The following is a 15,076-nucleotide window of genomic DNA, read 5'->3' as shown; positions in this document are numbered from 1 at the left end:
GGTCCGGCCGGAGCGGGCCGGCCGGAGCGGGCCGGCCGGAGCGGGCCGGCCGGAGCGGGCCGGTGCGCGCTCAGTCCAGCAGCACCGCCGCGCCGCCGGACTCGGTCGCCATCAGGTGCCGGCCCCACGGGTTCACGTCCACGACGCCCTCCGGGTACGGCGCCCGGAACATCTCCTGGCCGCTGGCCGGGTCGTACGCGACGACCGCGGCCCTCGCGTCGGGGCCGGTTTGCTCGTACGCGACGAGCACGTGCCGCCCGTCGGTCATGAGGTTGCCCGGAGCGAGCCCGGGCTCGCCCGCGGTGCGCCACAGCACGTGGCCGGACCGGCCGTCGATCGCGACCACGCCGTGGCCGCACGAGACCAGCACGCGGCCTCGCAGCACGAGCGCGAACGAGGGTGCCTCGACGTCGGCCGACCATCGGCTGCCGTCCGCGCCGGCGCCGCGGACGGTCCGGTCGTCGGCGGTCAGCGCGGTGCCGGGGACGCTCCCGTCGTCGACCGTCACGTAGAGCGGGCTGCCGTGGACGACGAGGTCGCCCTCCGGGTTCCCGTCGGGGGCCACGAACGTCGAGCGGATGGACCCGGCGGCGCCCTCCGTGCTGACGGCCAGGCGGCCGGTGCGCGGGTCGTACCGGATACCCCCGGCCTCCGAGCCGGGGTCGAGGAGGTCGCCGCGGACGCGCTTCCCGTCGGTCGACAGCAGGACGGTCGCACGGTCGGGCGGCACGAACGCGACCAGGTCGCCGGACCGCAGCAGGGACACGCCCTGGAACCCGGCCCTCTGTGCGTCGGCGGTCGGCGTGACGGGCTGCTCGTAGGTCCAGCGCTCGGCGCCCGTCAGCATGTCGTACCCGGTGACGGCCGCGGTGCGGTCCGCGAGCCACCCGACGGTCACGAGCCCGCCCGGCAGCAGGGCCATGGCCTCGCCGGACGGCACGGGCCACCGGGTCTCGACGGACCCGTCAGCCGCCGACAGCACCACGACGGAGACGCTGGTGGTCGGCACCGGCTCGAGCTTGCCGTTCTCCGAGGCCACGCTGCCCCCGTCGGCGACGAGGCAGACGACCCGGGTGGCCGACAGGGGGTCCGCGGCGGGGGGCGCATCCGTGGCGCAGTCGCTCGTGGACCAGACGTGGCCGGCGTCCGCGAGCCTCGGGTCCGCGGGGAGGAGCGACGCCGTCCACCCGGCACCGGCGGCCCCGACCCAGCGGAAGCTCAGCGACCCGTCGTGCTCACGCCGCAGCGTCCCGCCCCGGGTGGGGGCCGGGTCCTCGATCTCGTCGTCCGGGACATGCCGGCCCACGGTGAGCGTCCCGTCGACCGGGGCCAGCACGCCGGGGACGCCGGTCAACCGCGCCACCGCCGCGTCCTCCCGCGACGTCGACACCCACTGGTTCAGGCCCACGGCCACCACGGCGACCGCCGCACCGGCGACGAGCCAGCGGCGCGGGACGCGCAGCCGGGTGGGCCTGCCGGCGGGCGCGGGTGCCAGGTCGTCCTCGACGAGCTCGACGTCTCGCAGCTCCTCGTGTCGCGACATGCCCGGACCCTACCGGCGCCCCTGCACGTGCCGTGGCACGTCTTCAGCCGGTCGCGGATCCGGTCCGCCGTGAGCTCGCCGAACGACTCGGCGCAGTCACCGGCGACGAGGGCGGACGTCGCCCTCCACCTCGGCGAGCCTCTCCGTGCCCGCGGCGTCGGGGAGCCGGGCGGGCTCACCCGGCAACGTCCTCGTCATGACCGGTCGTCCTTGCGCGTCGAGTGCCACAGCCCGGGCAGGCCCGTGAGCGTGGTGGCGTGGCCGCGCTTCAGCTTGCCGCTGCTGGTGAGGGGGAGCGTCCCGCTCTCGACGAGCCGGACGGACGTCACCGTCAGCCCTCCCTCGCGGGACACGGCGCCGACGATGCGCCGACCGATCAGCTCGAACGACTCGGGCGACGGGACGTCGTCACCGCGCAGCTCGGCGGCGACGACGACGCCCCGCGGGGCGCGGACGGGGTCGCCGTCGTCGTCGGGCGCGACCATGACGCGGCCTGCGCGGACCCTGGGGTCTGCCCGCTGGGCGATGTCCTCGAGGTCGTTCATGTAGTAGTTCTCGCCGTTCACCTGGAACCTCTCGTGGCTGCGCCCGACCAGGTAGAGCTCGCCGCGGTGCAGGAAGCCCAGGTCGCCCGTGCGCCGCCCGACGACCCCCGCGACCGTCACGGACTCCTCGCCGAGGACCACCTGCGGGCCGGCGACGTGGACCTCCCCGACCGCGAGCTCGGGTGCGGCGTCGGTGCCGTCGGGCGTCAGGACCGTGACGGTGGTCCCCGGCAGCGGGGCACCGCACGAGACGACGCTCACGGAGCCGGGACGCTCCGCGTCCGTGACCTCGACCGTGTCACGAGCCAGTGCCGCGCGGTCCACCCACAGCGCGGCCGGGGGGTCACCGACGGCGCACGTGGTGACGGTCAGGGTCGCCTCGGCCATCCCGTACGACGGGGCGAACGCGTCGAACCTGAAGCCCGCGGGCCCGAAGACCTCGGCGAACCGCTCCATGGTGCGGGCGCGGACCAGCTCGCCCGCGACCCGGGCGACTCTCAGGCGGGACAGGTCCAGGTCGTCGGTCAGGGCCGCCTTGCGCGCGCACAGGGCGTAGCCGAAGTCCGGCGCGGACGTGTGGGTCGCGCGGAACCGGGTGAGAGCCACGGGCCAGACCGCGGGTCGGGCGACGAAGCGGTCGGGGCGCAGCACGACCGAGTCGTAGCCGCCGTGCAGCGGTCGCAGCACGGAGGTGACGAGTCCCATGTCGTGGTGCAGCGGGACCCAGTTGACGGAGACGGACTCCTGGCTCTCCTGGTAGACGTCCGCCGCCTGGCGCAGGTGCCGGACGGCCTGCTCGACGTCGACGGCGATCCGTTTCGGGCGGCCGACCGTGCCCGACGTGTACTGCCAGTACTCGCCCTCGACGGGGAGCGGGCCGGGGGTCCCGGCGGTGGGTGTGGTCGGGCGCGGGCCGGTCCGCGGCTCCACCGTGCAGACCTCGGCGGGGATGCCGACCTCCTGGACGAGCTCGCGCATCGGGCCGGTGCGTGCGGGCGTCACCGCCACGACCGCACCCGGGCAGGCCGCGAGGATCGACTCGACGCGACGGCGGTTGCGTGGGTGTCCCGTCAAGGGGTCCGGGACCGGCACGGGGCACGCTCCGGCGAGGAGGGCGCCGAAGAACGCCGTCACGAACGCCAGCGGGTCGTCGGTCGGCACCAGGACGGCGACGCGAGACGACCCTGACGCGAGCGCGGGTGCGCTCCGCAGCGTCTCCGCGACGTCGTGGCTGCCCCGCCAGACCTCGGCGTACGTGAGACGTCGCACGTCGTCCCCGTCGACGGCGACGTACCCGTGGAGCTCGTCGTCGGACCGTGCCTCGAGCAGGTCGAACAGGGTGGTCGCGGGGAGGGCGGAGGCACGGTCGGGCGGGGGCACGGGCGTCACGCGGCCTCGGCGAACGGCTCGGACAATGGGAGCACCTCATTCCAACCACGAACACGGGGGCATTCGGGACATTCCCGGGCGGGGTGCCGGGAATTGTTTGCGGAATATCGTCAACGACACGAGCTCAATGGCTCGACGCTGCGCCGGAGCGGGCTCTCGACGCAAGGTTCGGCCGTCGAAAGTATCGAGCAACGTGCCTGGCGGCGGCGTCCACAGTAGCGAGCGGCCCGCAGCTCCGCAGGAGTTGCGCTCGAGGTCTCATGATCCGGACGTCTCGACACGTTCCGGGGTCGCGGTCGCCGTCCCGACGCCCGCGGGCGCGGCTCGGGTGGCCGGGTGCGCCGGCCCGTCGCCGGGTCCGGCACGGGGCGGTCAGGGTGCCGCCACCTCCGGACGGCCACCTCCGGCGGCACCGGGCACGGGCCGGGAGGCAGCCTGGCGGCGCGGAGCTCCCCGTTGCGCGAAGGTTTCCGACCCTCGCCCCGTCGCTCGTGGCCGCGAGCCGCGGGACGGCTCGGTCCGCGCCGGACCAGGAGTCCTCCGCCGCCCCCCAGGAGGCGCGCGGTTCGTCCGTCCCGAATGTGACTCCCTGGCGAGGATCGCCCGGGTCTGCCAGCATCTGCACCGTGAAGCTGATCGAGGCAGAGGATCTGCGAAAGACATTTCGCCGCCCGGACAAGAAGCCAGGGCTGAAGGGCTCCGTGCGCCATCTGTTCGAGCGGAAGTTCACGGACAAGGTCGCTGTCGACGGTGTCGACCTCGCGGTCGAGTCCGGGGAGGCGGTCGCTTATGTCGGTCCGAACGGGGCGGGCAAGTCCACCACGGTCAAGCTGCTGTCGGGGATCCTGGTGCCCACGTCCGGCCAGGTCCGGGTGGACGGGCTCGTGCCCCACCAGAACCGGATCGAGAACGCCCGCCGGATCGGGGTGGTGTTCGGCCAGCGGACCCAGCTCTGGTGGGACCTTCCCATCCGGGACTCCCTCGAGCTCCTGCGGGACATGCACGGCCTGGGACGCGTCGAGTACGAGGCCACGCTCGAGCGGCTCGTCACCACCCTCGGCATCGAGGACATCCTGCCGTCGACCGCGCGCCGGCTGTCCCTCGGGCAGCGCATGCGTGCCGACCTCGCCGCCGCGCTCATCCACAGCCCCCGGATCGTGTACCTCGACGAGCCGACGATCGGCCTCGACATCGAGGTGAAGGACCGGCTGCGCGCCTTCGTCCGCGAGCTCGTCGCCGAGGGCACCACCGTGATGCTCACGACGCACGACCTCGGCGACATCGAGGACATCTGCAAGCGCCTGGTCATCATCGACAAGGGCCGGATCGTGCACGACGGCGATCTGCGCGACGTGATGGAGACGTACGCCCGGGAACGCACCATGCACTTCACGCTCGCGCGCGTGCCGTCGTCGTTGTCGCTCGTCGAGGCTCGGCTGCCGGGCGCCCAGGTCGCCGACGGTCGCGGCGGGCTCGAGCTCTCGGTGACGTTCGACCCGTCCGGCGTGACGGCCGGCGAGGTGCTCAGCGCCGTGCAGCAGGAGGTCGAGGTCCTCGACATCCGGATCGACGAGCCGGCCATCGAGGACGTCGTCCGTAAGGTCTACGCCGGCCGCCTGGTCGCGCCCACCGGCACGACGCGGGTCCGGGACGAGGGGGCGACATGAGCACGCTGACCTTCGTCGCGCCGCGGCGTCACGGCATCCGCGGGGCGACCCGCGCGTACTCCGCCATGGCCCGAGCCGCGTTCCGCAGCCTGGTCGCGTACCAGACCAGCTTCGTCTTCGGCCTCCTCGCCACCGCCGTCTCGGCCCTCGCGATGCTCTACCTCTGGCGGTCGGTCCTCGCTGCGGGGGCGCAGTCGGGCTTCAGCTGGCCGGAGATGAAGAGCTACCTGCTCGTCGCGTTCGTCGCGGGCTCGCTCGTCTCGAGCTACGTCGACTACCGGATGGCCGGACGCATCCGGCAGGGCGACGTGGCGATCGACCTCGTGCGTCCCGTGGGCTACCAGGCGTCGCGGTTCGCCGAGGCCGTCGGCTTCGGCGTCTACGAGCTCGCCACCGCGCTGGCGGTCGCGGCGTGCGCCGCGGCGTTCTTCGGCGGGATGTCCGCGCCGGCCGAGGACGTGCGGTGGCTGTTCGTGGTCTCGGCGGTGCTCGTGCTGCCGCTGCGGTTCGGGATCGTCTACATGAGCGCGCTCGTGGTCTTCTGGACGAGGAACTACATCGGCGTCCAGGCGGCGCGCATCGGCCTGGTGACCCTCTTCTCGGGCGCGCTGGTCCCGCTCGCGTTCTTCCCCGAGTGGCTCCAGCGGGTGGCGTCGCTCCTCCCGTTCGCCGGCATGGCGTCCACCCCCGCCCTGCTCTACGTCGGCCACCTGTCGGGGACCGACGCGGTCGTGGCGGTCGCGGTCCAGGCGGCCTGGGCCGTCGGGCTGTGGCTCCTCGGCCGCGCGCTGTGGGGTGCCGCGACCCGGAAGCTGACGGTGCACGGTGGGTGAGCTCAGGAGGTCCGTGTGGCTCTACCGACGGTGCCTCGGCGCCCACCTGCGCTCCACCCTGGAGTACGAGGCCGACTTCTGGATCATGTCGGTCGCGGCCGTCGTCACGCAGGGCGTCGGTGTGGTCTTCCTCTGGGCGATCTTCCGCAACGTGCCGGAGATCAACGGCTGGGAGTTCTGGGACGTCGTGCTGATCTACGCGCTCGTGGCACTCACCGAGGGGGTGGCGGTCCTGTTCGGCCAGGGAATCTGGACTCTCGCGGCGACCGTCAACCTCGGCAACCTCGACGCCCTGCTGGTGCGGCCGTTCTCGCCGCTCCTGCAGGTCCTCAGCTCGCAGATCGGGATGAACGGGCTGGGCAACGTCGTCCTCGGGTCTGCGCTCCTCGTGGGCGCGGTCAGGAACGTCGACGTCGAGTGGACGCCGCAGCTCGTCGGCCTGGGTGTCGTGCTGCTCGTCTGCGCGTCGCTCGTCAAGGTGGGCCTGAACATCGTGACCAACTGCGCGGCGTTCTGGCTCAAGACACCGTGGTCGATGTTCGCGTTCGCGATGCACAGCGTCGGTGAGCTGGCCCGGTTCCCCATCACCATCTACGGCCCGCTCGTCAAGATCGGCCTGACGTTCGTGCTTCCGTACGCGTTCATGAGCTACTTCCCGGCCACGGCCGTCCTGTCCACGTCGAACACGTCGTGGGTCGGCTGGCTCACCCCGCTCGTCGCGGCGTACTGCCTCGTCGCCGGCGTCCGGGTGTTCCGCAAGGGGATGGCCCGGTACGAGAGCTCCGGCAGCTAGCGCGCGACCGACGACCCCGCCCGGACGTCCCCCCGTCAATCCGGGCCCCGAAGAACGGACCGCCGTCGGCGGACCAGAAAGGTCGGCATGAGCCTCATCGACGCCTTCGAGCGCATCACCCCGAGCCCCCCGGGGTACCAGGTATGGATCGACGAGAGCCGGGCCCGCGGGATCCTGCACTGCGGTGAGGACGAGCTGCGCGACCTGCAGGAGGCCGGGCTGGCGACGTCGGGCGACCTCGTCGAGCGGTACGACGTGTGGAACCTCGGCTTCGCCGAGGGTGCGCAGCGCAGCCGCGGCGAGCGGGAGATGCTCTTCTTCAACCGGCTCCTGCGGTCCTACGGCTCGGACTGGATCTCGCCGTACCAGTACGAGATGACGGCGACGACGCTGTGCCCGCGCGGCGCGCTGTGCGAGTCGACGGGATGGCCCGACCCGGACATCCCCGGTGCGACCTGGACGGACCGCCAGGCCGGAGGCGGGGAGGCGCAGTGGCGCGGCTCGATCACGATGCAGGGGCGCGCCGGCGAGGTCGTCAGCCCGGTGGTGCGGGCGCTGTGGGACGAGCTGCTCGAGACGTACGGGTTCCAGTTCACCACCTCCGCCCTCGCTGCCGAGACGGAGCTGACGCGGCAGCGCCGGGTCGGTGACTGCGCGGCGCTGTCGAAGGTCCTCGCCCTCGACCTGCGGTCGGCAGGGCTCGACGCACACGTCAGGTCCGGCTACATCTTCGGCGGTGCGCGCACGCGCTGGCACCGCTGGGTGGAGGTCGTCGACGAGGACGGGGCGACCAAGGCGCTCGACTCGGCGATGGCGATGATCGCCGACACGTTCTTCACGCCGCAGTACAAGGCGTTCTGCTTCGGCTCGCGGCTCAACCGGATCATCCCGCTGGACGACGTCGAGCAGTTCTACGTCTCGCACGAGTGCGGGTCCGAGGTCCACCGGACCTACGTCGACGTGCGGCTGAGGCCGGCGTGACGGCGGTCGAGCAGGACCCGAAGCCCGTCACGGCTCCGGTGCTCCTCGGCGGTACCCCGCCCGCGCTGTCCCGGCGCGAGCTCGAGGAGGACGTCTTCGGGCTCCGTCGTCGGGTCCCCGCGGGTGCCACCGCTGTCGTCGACGCACGGCACGCCGCCCTCGTGACGGCCGCCGTCGCCGCGCTCGACGGATGGGCGTCCGGCGTGCACCTGGTCTCCGGCGTCTCACCCCGTCCGACCGGCGACGCCGTGCTGCTCGACGACGCCGACGCCGTCGTCCCGGCCACGCCTGCGCCGTCCCCCCGGATCGGCGACCCCCGCACCCCCACGCGGTGGCGCTTGTACTCGTCGGGCACCACCGGCGAGCCGCGGGCCACCGACCACCTCCTGGCCTCGCTCGCGTCGTCCGCACGTGCGCCGGGCGCGGTGCCGGGGGACGCGAGCGCCCGCCCCCGGCGATGGGGGCTGCTCTACCGACCGACCCGCATGGCGGGGCTGCAGCTCATCCTGCAGGCGTGGTTCGGCGGCGACGAGCTCGTCGACGCGACACACGTCGACGGGATCGACGCCCAGGTCGCCTGGCTCGCCGAGCAGGGGGTCGACGCCATCTCGGCGACCCCGACGCACTGGCGGCGCATCCTGCAGGCGCCGTCGTCGTCGGCGCTCCGCCTCCGCCAGGTCACGCTCGGCGGGGAGATCGCGACGCAGCCGCTCCTCGACGCCCTGCGGGCGGCGTTCGGCGCGCGCACCACGCACGTCTACGCCTCGACCGAGGCCGGGGCGACGTTCTCCGTGAGCGACGGGCGCGAGGGCTTCCCCGCCGGCTACCTCGACGAGGGCCCTGCCGGGACGGCCCTGCGGGTCCGCGACGGCGAGCTCCAGGTCCGGGCGGGAGGGTCCAGCGCCGCCGACGCCGACGGCTTCGTCCGGACGGACGACCTCGTCGAGGTCCGGGGGGACCGCGTGCACTTCCTCGGCAGGGGGTCGGGGCTCGTCAACGTCGCCGGCGAGAAGGTGGCGCCCGAGCAGGTCGAGGACGTGCTGAGAGGGCACCCCGCGGTCCACGACGCGCTGGTGCGTCCGCTGCGCAGCTCGTTCACGGGGTCGTTGCTGACGGCCCAGGTCGTGCTCGCCCCCGGGGCGGCCCCGGACGTGGCGGTCCTGCACTCGGAGCTCCGGGCGCTCGTCCTGGACGAGCTCACCCGGTACCACGTCCCCGCACGCATCGACGTGGTGCCCGAGCTCCCCGTCGCCCGTACAGGAAAGGTGCAGCGCACATGAGCCACGAATCCGGGCCGGACGCCCCTCGCGTCCTCGTGACGGGGACGAGCAGTGGGCTGGGGCTCGCCGTCGCCCGGCGCCTGGTCGCCGACGGGTACGCGGTCGTGGGCGTCTCGCGGCGCGAGGTCGACCCGGCTCAGGTCGGGGAGACGTACGACCACGTCCGCGCCGACCTGAGCGATCTCGACGGCCTGCCGACGCTCGTCCGCCGGCTCGTCGAGCAGTTCGGCGTCCCGTACGCCCTGGTCAACAACGCCGCAGGCGCGGTCGACGGGCTGCTCCCGATGATGCCTGACCAGCGGATCCGGAGCGCGCTCGACCTCGACCTCGTCTCGCCCGTGCTCCTCGCCAAGCACGTCGTGCGCCCGATGATCTCCGAGCGGCGGGGACGGATCGTCAATGTGACGTCGATCGTCGCGTCGACCGGCTTCCGTGGCCTGTCGGTCTACAGTGCGGCCAAGGCGGGGCTGGAGGGTTTCAGCAGGTCGCTCGCGCGTGACGTCGGGGGCCGCGGGGTCACCGTGAACTGTGTCGCCCCGGGCTTCCTGGACACGGCGATGACCGAGACGATCGGGGACCGCAACCTCGAACGGATCCGCGCGCGCAGCCCGTTGGGGCGCTTCGTCACGCTCGACGAGGTCGCGGGAGCGGTCGCCTACTACCTTTCCGACGTGGCAGCGGGCGTGACCGGGACCGTCCTGACAGTGGACGCCGGCTCGACCGCCTGACCCCGTGAGACCGGCCGCACCATCCGTGCGGGAACAGACGCAGGAGAGAGGTTCACCATGTTCGACGCCGAGCAGATCAAGCAGACCGTCGTCGGGGAGATGTCCCGGCTGCTCGTGGAGGAGGGCAGCGGCCACGGCACCATCACCGACTCGGACGGCCTGATGGACATGGGCCTCGACAGCCTCGCCTTCGCGGTCCTCATCACCCGCCTCGAGACCTCCCTGGGCTACGACCCGTTCATGGCGATCGAGCAGGGTGCGCCGCCGCGTACGGTCGGCGAGCTCGTCGACTTCTACGTCGCGCACCAGGAGTAGCCCGCCGTGCCCACCGCAGCACGGGTCGATCCGCCGGTCGGGGTCCGGACCGCCACCCTCACCGTGCCCTTCGAGCACGGTGAGGACGCTCGCGCCCCGCTGACGTGGGGACAGCAGCGGGTCGCCGGGCTGGAGCGGGACCTGCACCCCGACCACGCGACGCTCACGATCCGGTTCGCGGTCCGTCTGCGTGACGGCGCCACCACCACGCAGGTCGAGGCCGCGCTGCGCGCGACCCTCGAGGCGTGCGAGTCGCTGCGGACCCTCGTCCGGACCGATGCGGAGCCGCCGTACCAGCACGTGCTCGCGGCCGGTGAGCTCGTCGTGCCCGTCGTCGAGGTGCCGGGCGACGTCGAGGCGGTCGACGCCGGCGCCGAGGTGCTGGCCGGGGAGCTCGCGTCCCGACCGTTCGCGGACGGCGAGCTGCCGCTGCGGGTCTGCGTCGTCACGTCCGGCGGCACACCGCACGCGCTGGCCGTCGCCGCGAGCCACGTCGCCGCCGACTACTTCGGGGCGGGGTGGTTGCAGTGGCACCTGCGCGACGTGCTCGCGCGGAGGTTCGGCAGGTCGTACCAGGCCCACGCGGTGGCCGACCCGCGCCAGCCGCGCCACCTCAGCGAGTGGGAGAACGGCGAACAGGGCCGCGCGACCGCGGAACGTTCGGTGACCCGGCACTCGGCGACCTACCGTGAGATGCCACAGACCATGGTGCCCCGGCTGCCGCACGAGCCGCTCGCGCCCCGGTTCCGCTACCTGGAGCTCACCACGCGTCGCGGGAACTGGTCGCTGGCGCACCTCGGCACACGCCACGGGGTCAGCGAGACGGCGGTGCTGTACGGGCTCCTGTCGCTGCTGCTGGCGCGCGTCGGCGGGCTCAGCCGCTCGCACCTGCAGGTCTGCGTCTCGAACCGGGCCGACCGCCGGTTCGCCTCCACCGTCGCGCCGCTCACCCAGGACGTCCCGACCTGGATCGACGTCGCCGGGACCAGCTTCGACGACCTGCTGCGTCGCTCCGCGGGCGTGATGCTGGCGGCGGTGAAGGACGGCCGGTTCCCGCCGAGCGAGATGGAGCGCGCCCGCGTCGAGACGGAGCGACGTCGCGGCACGGCGCTCGACCTGTCGTTCTGGTTGAACAGCCGGCTCGGTGGTGCGGCGCCACGGGCGTCGGCGCCCACCCCCGCCGAGCTCACGCACCTGCAGGACGAGTCGCACGTGCGGGAGGTCGGTGGCGACCCCCGGAGCACGAGCACCCTGTTCGTCTACGCCGACCGTGCCGACGGCGTGCTCCAGATCCGGGTGCTCGTCGACACCGCGTACGTCACCGTCGACGAGGCACGGGCCTGGCTGCGCGCCGTGGACGACCTGCTGTGCACGGCCGCGGCAGACCCGGACGACGACATCGCCTCCCTCGCGGCACGCTGCGGCCTGCATGCTCCGCCGCGGGACGGGACGTGGGCGTTCGTCGACCACAGCTGGGTCCACCTGCCCACCGCGGCGTCGTGCCTGCGTCGCCTGCTGCCCGCGGGCCGGGCCGACCTCGAGGTGGGCGAAGGCCCCGGCGGCGCCGTCCTCGTCGGTGTGGTCGACGATCTCGCCCTCCTCGACGAGGCGGCGCGGCGCGCGGACGCGGCGACGGCGTACCGCGGGACGAAGGCGGCGATGTTTCCTCACCGGTTCCGCGCCCGGACGACCCACCCGGGCTGACCGGCACCCGCACCTCGCGGTCGGGACACCTCCCGACCGCGCCCCTGGAAAGGAGAGCGACACATGGCGAGCGACACGGGCCTGATCATCCGGAGGGTCGCCCGGATCCTCCGGGTGGACACGGTGAGCCTGTCCGACAACTTCTTCGACCTGGGCGGTGACTCGCTGGCCGCCCTCGAGCTGGCCGACGTCCTGTCCGAGGCGACCGGCCGAGAGGTGGACCTCCAGCGCGTGCTGGGCGCCGCCACGTTCGGTGACCTGCTCCGTGACCTGCAGCTGGACCCGCCGGGGAACCCCGCCGACGGCGGGACTGCCGGACGGGTGGAGGTGGGCGGGCTCCTCGACTGAGCGTGCCCCGCGGCACCGTGCTCCGGTCGGGAGCGCGAGCCGCGCGCCCGCGTCCGGTCCGTGCGGGCGGACGCGGGCGCACGGGCCGTTCCCCGCCGACGTGGACCGTCGCGACGAGCTGCACGGTCTCGTGCTCCGCCGGCGTGTCCATGGCCCGGCCGGCGTCCGTCCTCGACCCGGACCGGCCGGCGAGCCGTCCTGCGGCCGCCGAGTCACCCCCTGCGGACGCGCCTGTGCCGGCGGGTTCCCTCATCGCCGGGGCGTCCCGGCCGATCAGAGGGTCACAGGGCCCACGGACGGGCCCGGCGGGTACGCACCGCAGCAGGCACCAGGTGACCAGGGACGGTAACGCCGTGATAGTCGTGACGCGCCTCAACGGAGGACAGATCGGGGTGAACCCCGACCTGGTCCAACGCATCGACAGTGCCCCGGACACGATCCTGAGCTTGATCGACGGGACCAAGTACATCGTCGTCGAGTCGATGGACGAGGTGATCGCCCGGATCAACGAGCACCGGGCCGCCATCCTCGCCCGTGCGCGCGAGATCCAGTCGTCGCCCCACATCGAGCTCGTGCCCGACCTGCCCGACGACGCCGACGACCCCGGTGCCGCGCCCCTCGCGCCCGCGGTCCCGTTCCGACCCAGGAGCATCTGATGGACCCCGCTGGACTGATCGGCCTCGGCGTCGCGTTCGCGGCCATCTTCGGTGCGATGTTCATCGAGGGCACCGACCCCATGGCCCTCCTCCTGCCCGCGCCGCTGCTGCTGGTGTGGGGCGGGACGATCGGCGTCGGCCTCGCCGGCCACACGCTGCGCGACGTGAAGGGCGCGTTCGCTGCGGTGCCACGCGCGCTGCGCGCGTCCGTGCCGGACCCGTCGGACACCGTCGACACCCTCATCGACCTGGCGGACCGCGCCCGGCGCGAGGGCCTGCTCGCGCTCGAGGACGCCGCCCGGAACATCCCGGACATGTTCCTGCGCGGCGGGCTGCAGGCGGCGATCGACGGCACGGACCCCGAGGACCTGCGCACCATCCTCGAGGACCGCATCGCGACGAAGCGCGCCCGCGACCGCATGCACTCCAAGTACTTCCAGGACATGGGCGGCTACGCGCCGACCATCGGCATCATCGGCACCGTCATGTCGCTCGTCCACGTGCTGGAGAACCTTTCCGAGCCCGCCGCGCTCGGCCACTCCATCGCCGCCGCGTTCGTCGCGACGCTGTGGGGCATCATGTCCGCGAACACGGTCTGGCTGCCGTTGTCGGCGCGGATCCGTCGGATCTCCGACCTCGAGTGCACCCAGATGGAGATGACCCTCGAGGGGCTGCTCGCGGTGCAGGCCGGGGCCAACCCCCGCCTCGTCGGAGAGCGGCTGCGCAGCCTCCTGGCCGACCAGCCGGCGGCGAAGGCCGCCGCGTGAGCGGCGGCGGCGGCGGGCGTCCCCGCGGACGCCGGCAGCCCCCGGAGGAGGACCACGTCAACCACGAGCGGTGGCTGATCAGCTACTCCGACATGATCACCGTGCTCATGGCGCTGTTCATCGTGCTGTTCGCCATCAGCCAGGTCGACCAGGAGAAGTACATCGCGCTGCGCGACTCGCTGTCGGCGGGCTTCATGGACACCACGACGTCGCCCTCGGTGCTGGACGGCACGGCGGGCAACCTCGACGGCCGCAGCGTGCACCAGGAGGACACGCCGGCGGCGGGCACCGCCGGGATGGTGAACGCCGAGGACGGTCTCGGGATGCAGGCGGCCGACCCCACGGTGCCCCAGACGATCACCCCCGAGAGCATGCTCGACCCCGCGGTCCTCGCGGCCGCCCAGGCGGAGGCCGCCCACCTGGAGCAGGTCCGCGACGCCATCGCGGCGTCGCTCCAGCAGTACGGCCTCGACGGCTACGTGAAGTTCCGCATCGACGAGCGTGGCCTCGTGATGGGGCTCGTCGCGGACGACGTGTTCTTCGCGCCGGCGCGCGCGGAGCTCACCGAGACCGCGGTCCGGGTGCTGGACGTGGCCTCCCCGGTCATCGTCGGGCTCGGCGAGAACGTGTCCGTCGAGGGTCACGCGAACAACATCCCGGTGTCGGGTCGTTACCCCACCAACTGGGAGCTGTCCGCCGACCGCGCGACGCAGGTGCTGCGGCACCTCGTCGAGGCGAACGGCATGCCGGGCGGCCGCATCATGGCCGTCGGCTTCGGCGACACGCGTCCGCTCGTCGCCGGCGACTCGCCCGAGGCGTTGGCGGCCAACCGCCGCGTCGACCTCGTCATCCTCAGCGGTGCGCCCGAGCAGGTGCGTGCCCTCATCCCCGCACTGACGGCAGGAGCGTAGCCATGCCCATCGAGCAGAGAGTCATCTCGGGCCCGAAGATCGGGGCCAAGATCGGCGGGGGCGGCGCGTCCGTGCCGAACCCCACGCCCGAACCGGAGCCCACCAAGAAGGGCCGGCTCAAGCTGCGGGTGCGCAAGCGCGTGCTCGTCGCCGGCGGCGTCGTGCTGCTGCTGGCCGGCGGTGCGGGGTACTGGTTCCTCGGCCGTGGCGGCACACCCGTCGTCGAGGCCCCCGTGCCCGGCGCGGTCGTCACCGTGGAGCCGGTGAGCCTCAACCTCGCGGACGGCCACTACCTGCGGATCGGCTTCGGCCTGCAGCTCACCGAGGACACCCTCGAGGCCCCGGACACGGCCCGCGCGCTGGACATCGCGATCGCGCTGTACTCCGGCCGCACCGTCGCGGAGATCTCCGACCCGGCCACCCGGGCGGCCCTCAAGACCGAGCTGGTCAAGCAGCTCACCGAGCAGTACGACGGCGAGGTGATGGACGTCTACCTGACGAACTTCGTCACGCAGTAGGCCGGCACGACGCCGGCGATCCGGGGCGCCATGGAGGGCGCCGCACCGCTCCGCCACCCCACGACCACGTGGGGAGACCGACCCAGGACGGGTCGGCG

At 73.3% G+C, this 15,076-nt stretch carries 15 protein-coding genes; 13 read left to right on the top strand and 2 right to left on the bottom strand.

Translation table 11 applies throughout. From position 1 onward, the window contains the following. Window positions 1-70 precede the first annotated feature (70 nt). Both ACVW07_RS08045 and ACVW07_RS08040 read right to left on the bottom strand, forming a co-directional pair. Complete coding sequence (locus tag ACVW07_RS08045; RefSeq protein ID WP_456818725.1) at window positions 71-1,543, bottom strand: outer membrane protein assembly factor BamB family protein; 1,473 nt, start codon at window positions 1,541-1,543, stop codon at window positions 71-73. A 194-nt stretch (window positions 1,544-1,737) separates the two neighbouring features. Beyond that, window positions 1,738-3,477: an AMP-binding protein gene (locus tag ACVW07_RS08040; RefSeq protein WP_456818724.1), complete on the bottom strand. Its 1,740-nt coding sequence runs from the start codon at window positions 3,475-3,477 to the stop codon at window positions 1,738-1,740. 626 nt (window positions 3,478-4,103) lie between these two features. Here ACVW07_RS08040 and ACVW07_RS08035 point away from each other — a divergent pair. From ACVW07_RS08035 to ACVW07_RS07975, 13 genes are all read left to right on the top strand, one after another. Beyond that, window positions 4,104-5,144, top strand: a complete 1,041-nt coding sequence (locus tag ACVW07_RS08035) for an ABC transporter ATP-binding protein (protein ID WP_456818723.1) — start codon at window positions 4,104-4,106, stop codon at window positions 5,142-5,144. Next, window positions 5,141-5,977 carry an ABC transporter permease gene (locus ACVW07_RS08030; RefSeq protein ID WP_456818722.1) on the top strand — a complete coding sequence of 279 codons (837 nt, stop codon included), beginning with the start codon at window positions 5,141-5,143 and terminating at the stop codon, window positions 5,975-5,977. The genes ACVW07_RS08035 and ACVW07_RS08030 overlap by 4 nt, the downstream gene beginning before the upstream one ends. A gap of 13 nt (window positions 5,978-5,990) precedes the next feature. Continuing rightward, on the top strand, window positions 5,991-6,770 hold the full coding sequence (locus tag ACVW07_RS08025) for an ABC transporter permease (protein WP_456818721.1): 780 nt from the start codon (window positions 5,991-5,993) through the stop codon (window positions 6,768-6,770). A gap of 87 nt (window positions 6,771-6,857) precedes the next feature. Next, on the top strand, window positions 6,858-7,751 hold the full coding sequence (locus ACVW07_RS08020) for a transglutaminase domain-containing protein (protein WP_456818720.1): 894 nt from the start codon (window positions 6,858-6,860) through the stop codon (window positions 7,749-7,751). Next, window positions 7,748-9,031: an ANL family adenylate-forming protein gene (locus ACVW07_RS08015; RefSeq protein WP_456818719.1), complete on the top strand. Its 1,284-nt coding sequence runs from the start codon at window positions 7,748-7,750 to the stop codon at window positions 9,029-9,031. Before ACVW07_RS08020 ends, ACVW07_RS08015 begins: the two co-directional genes overlap by 4 nt. Further along, a complete protein-coding gene (locus ACVW07_RS08010) occupies window positions 9,028-9,759 on the top strand; it encodes an SDR family NAD(P)-dependent oxidoreductase (RefSeq protein WP_456818718.1) in 732 nt (243 codons plus the stop codon). The genes ACVW07_RS08015 and ACVW07_RS08010 overlap by 4 nt, the downstream gene beginning before the upstream one ends. Before the next feature lie 57 nt (window positions 9,760-9,816). After that, window positions 9,817-10,074, top strand: a complete 258-nt coding sequence (locus ACVW07_RS08005; protein ID WP_456818717.1) for an acyl carrier protein — start codon at window positions 9,817-9,819, stop codon at window positions 10,072-10,074. A gap of 6 nt (window positions 10,075-10,080) precedes the next feature. Further along, the gene (locus tag ACVW07_RS08000; protein ID WP_456818716.1) at window positions 10,081-11,778 is read left to right on the top strand and encodes a condensation domain-containing protein; all 1,698 of its coding nucleotides are present in this window, start codon (window positions 10,081-10,083) and stop codon (window positions 11,776-11,778) included. 63 nt (window positions 11,779-11,841) lie between these two features. After that, entirely contained in the window at window positions 11,842-12,126 is a 285-nt protein-coding gene (locus tag ACVW07_RS07995) for a phosphopantetheine-binding protein (RefSeq protein WP_456818715.1), read from the top strand. Window positions 12,127-12,479: 353 nt separating this feature from the next. Next, on the top strand, window positions 12,480-12,782 hold the full coding sequence (locus ACVW07_RS07990) for a flagellar FlbD family protein (RefSeq protein WP_456818714.1): 303 nt from the start codon (window positions 12,480-12,482) through the stop codon (window positions 12,780-12,782). Then, window positions 12,782-13,549, top strand: coding sequence for a motility protein A (locus tag ACVW07_RS07985; protein ID WP_456818713.1), 768 nt, complete (start codon window positions 12,782-12,784; stop codon window positions 13,547-13,549). The genes ACVW07_RS07990 and ACVW07_RS07985 overlap by 1 nt, the downstream gene beginning before the upstream one ends. Beyond that, window positions 13,546-14,460 carry an OmpA/MotB family protein gene (locus ACVW07_RS07980; RefSeq protein ID WP_456818712.1) on the top strand — a complete coding sequence of 305 codons (915 nt, stop codon included), beginning with the start codon at window positions 13,546-13,548 and terminating at the stop codon, window positions 14,458-14,460. Before ACVW07_RS07985 ends, ACVW07_RS07980 begins: the two co-directional genes overlap by 4 nt. Window positions 14,461-14,462: 2 nt before the next feature. Next, window positions 14,463-14,978 (top strand): flagellar basal body-associated FliL family protein, encoded by a 516-nt coding sequence (locus ACVW07_RS07975; protein WP_456818711.1) that lies wholly within the window; start codon window positions 14,463-14,465, stop codon window positions 14,976-14,978. The last annotated feature ends 98 nt before the right edge of the window (window positions 14,979-15,076 follow it).

Source organism: Cellulomonas sp. URHB0016 (assembly GCF_054057935.1).
The sequence above is the reverse complement of the archived record's forward strand: the minus strand, read 5'-3'. Positions and strand labels throughout refer to the sequence as shown.